Genomic DNA, 3384 nt, shown 5'->3' on the forward strand with positions numbered 1-3384 from the left:
TTTGGGGTATTTGATTTAACGAGTAAGGACATAGAGATTACAGGCGGTGATCCTAACCTATCGGTGAGCTACCATGAGACAATGGCTGATGCTGATAATAATGTGAATGCTTTAGATAGTCCTTATAATAATATCATGCAAGACACGCAGACTGTTTACGTTCGAGTAGAGAGTTCAACCATAGCGACAGATTGTGCGACTATAGTAGAGCTTATTTTAATAGTAAATCCAACGCCACAGTTAGGAGCAGCCCCTACGGCCTTAGAGATTTGTGATGATCTTTCGGCAGATGGTTTTGGGCAGTTTGATCTAACGAGTAAGGAGGCAGAGATTTTACAGAACTTAGCAGATCCAACGCAGTACACGGTTAGTTTTTATGAGACAGAGATGAACGCAGATATGGCTAATAATCCAATAGCCAATCCGACGAATTATACCAATACGACAGCGTTTAACCAGATTATCTGGGTTCGCGTAGAGGATCTAGATCCCGCCACAGGCTGTTATAAGCTGACGACCTTGGAGCTTATCGTAAATGCATTACCAGTTTTATTGCAACCGACACCATTAGAGTTATGTGATGACAACAATCCAGGCGATGAGATGGAGATGTTTATCTTGGAAGATGCGACAGATGAGATTTTAAATGGACAGACAGGGATTAGTTTAACCTACTATGAGACTCAGGCCGATGCCGATGCAGGGACGAATCCAATAACGAGTCCTTATACAAACATGGTGAACCCACAGACGATTTTTGTTAGAGCGACCAATGATGTGACAGGTTGTTTTGTAAGCACCACAGCGACGATATTATTACGAGTAAACCCAATACCATCACCGACACCACCGACAGATTTGGAGGTTTGTGATCAGGACAATGATGGATTTGAGGCGTTTGATTTAGAAGATCGTACTCTGGAGATTATAGGAGGCGAGCTAGATACAGCAGTGACCTATCATGAGACTCAGGAAGATGCCGAGACAGGCGACAATGCCTTAGGTAGTCCATATACTAATATTGTTATGGATGAGCAGGTTATCTATATCAGACTAACCAATACGATAACGGGATGTTACAATGCCTCAGAGACGTTGACCATCCGTGTGTTACCTTCACCAGAGGTTCCAGTAGCGATAGATGATTATGTGATTTGTGACACGAATGCTGATGGGATTACACAGTTTGATTTGACGACAAAAGATGCTGAGATTTTAGGTTCTCAGACAGATGTTACTCTGACCTACCATGTTACATTAGCAGATGCGCAAACAGGGAACAACCCAATAGCAAATGTAGGGAACTATACCAATACGAGTAACCCACAAACGATCTACGTACGCCTAGTAAGTGATATTAATAGTTGTGTAGATACAGGGCAATTTGAACTGCGAGTAGAGTTACCACCAGTAGCCATTCAGCCGAGTCCATTAGAGTTATGTGATGATGATATTGCCGATGAGATTACGGTATTTGATTTAACAGTAAAGGATAATGAGATTACAGGAGGCGAGGCGAGTTGGAGTGTAAGTTATTATGAGACTCAGGCCGATGCTGATGCAGGTGTTAATGCAGTAGATGCAGAGGCTTATACGAATACCTCGGTAGGAGGAGCACCAGCGAATCCACAGACCTTGTACGCTGTTGTTACTGATACCGATACAGGTTGTACAGATAGCATTACTTTAACGATTCGCGTGTTACCAAACCCGACACCAACAGCGGTATTACCAGAGTTGATTTTATGTGATGATATCAATCCAGGTGATATGGAGGAGGTCTTCGATTTGACGACCAATGAGGTATTGCTTCTCAATGGTGAGACCGGAGTGACGCCAACGTATCATGAGAGTGAAGACGATGCAGAGGATGGGCTTAATGCGATAGCAGATCCGACGATGTACACAAACACAAGTACACCACAAGTTATTTATGTACGAGTGACCAATGATATTACGGGTTGCTTTACGATAGTTAATTTTACCTTAATAGTTAACCCGTTGCCAGATGTTGTAGCCGTTACCGATTTTATAGCCTGTGAGCTAAATAATGATGGTATTTACGATTTTGATCTCACGACCAAGGACGCAGAAGTACTAAATGGACAAGATCCGACGTTATTTACAGTAACCTATCATGCAACACAGCAAGATGCAGATGATCTAATGAACGCTTTAGTAAGTCCATATACGAATGTAACCAATCCACAACAGATTTTTGTTGCGATTACCAACAACGATACAGGCTGTTCAATAAGTACTCCAAGTTTTAATGTAGAGGTACAGGAAGCTGCAGAGGCTAATAGTGATATGGAGGTGATTATTTATGAGATTTGTGATGATGAGATGGATGATGATAATGATCCAACGAACAATAGTGCACAGTTTGATTTGTCGACGCAAAATGATTTAATTCTGGACGGACAAGATCCAGCGAACTATATAGTGAGTTACTACGCGAGTGAGGCCGATGCCGAGTTGGGAGTTAACCCATTACCGTTTTTATATGAGAACTTGGTAAATCCACAGGTTATATGGGCACGTGTGGACAATGATACACCAGATGGAGCAGGTATGGACACATCGATTTGTTATGCGGTAGCAGAATTGACCTTACAGGTGAATCCACAACCAGTATTTGATTTGGATGACAGTTACATTTTATGTGTAGACACCAATGGCAGTGAGGTTATTAATGCACCTGTATTGGATACAGGACTGAGCACTGCAAGTTATAGTTTTGTATGGTTCTTTAATGGCGTTGAGATAGTAGGAGCAACAGAGAGTAGTTATATGCCAAGTGAAGGCGGTACTTATAGTGTTACAGTGACCGATATTACGACATCCAGTGTAACGATGTGTGAGAGTAGTGACACCACCGAGGTTATAGAGAGTGATCCACCTATAGTAACAGCAACGGTAACGACAGAGGCATTTGCAGATACGCATGTTATAGAGGTTAGTGTAGAGGGCATAGGCGAATATGAGTACAGTTTAGATGGTGGGCCATGGCAGGATGAGCCGATTTTTGTGGATGTATCATTAGGAGAGCATGTGGTTACGGCAAGAGATAAGAATGGATGTGGAGAGGCGAGTGATGAAGTTATCGTTATGGATTACCCTAAGTTCTTTACTCCAAATGGAGATGGATATAATGATAGATGGAACATTAGTGCAATAAATAATCAACCCAACGCAAAAATTTATATATTTGACAGATATGGAAAATTACTCAAGCAATTAAGTCCAACAGGATTAGGTTGGAATGGTAACTATAATGGGAACCAGATGCCAACAAGTGACTATTGGTTTGTAGTTGAGTATAATGAACCTAATACAGGTGACCGTAAAGAATTTAAAGCCCATTTTACCCTGAAAAGATAA

1 protein-coding gene is annotated in these 3384 nt (G+C 41.6%); it reads left to right on the plus strand.

Annotated features, from left to right (window positions below):
- Positions 1-3384, plus strand: a 3384-nt coding sequence (locus tag KWG70_RS17600; protein WP_230937357.1) for a T9SS type B sorting domain-containing protein, incomplete at its 5' end; no start/stop codon positions are given.

This window comes from Psychroserpens luteolus, assembly GCF_021032705.1.
In the GTDB taxonomy this organism is placed as follows: Bacteria; Bacteroidota; Bacteroidia; order Flavobacteriales; family Flavobacteriaceae; genus Psychroserpens; species Psychroserpens luteolus.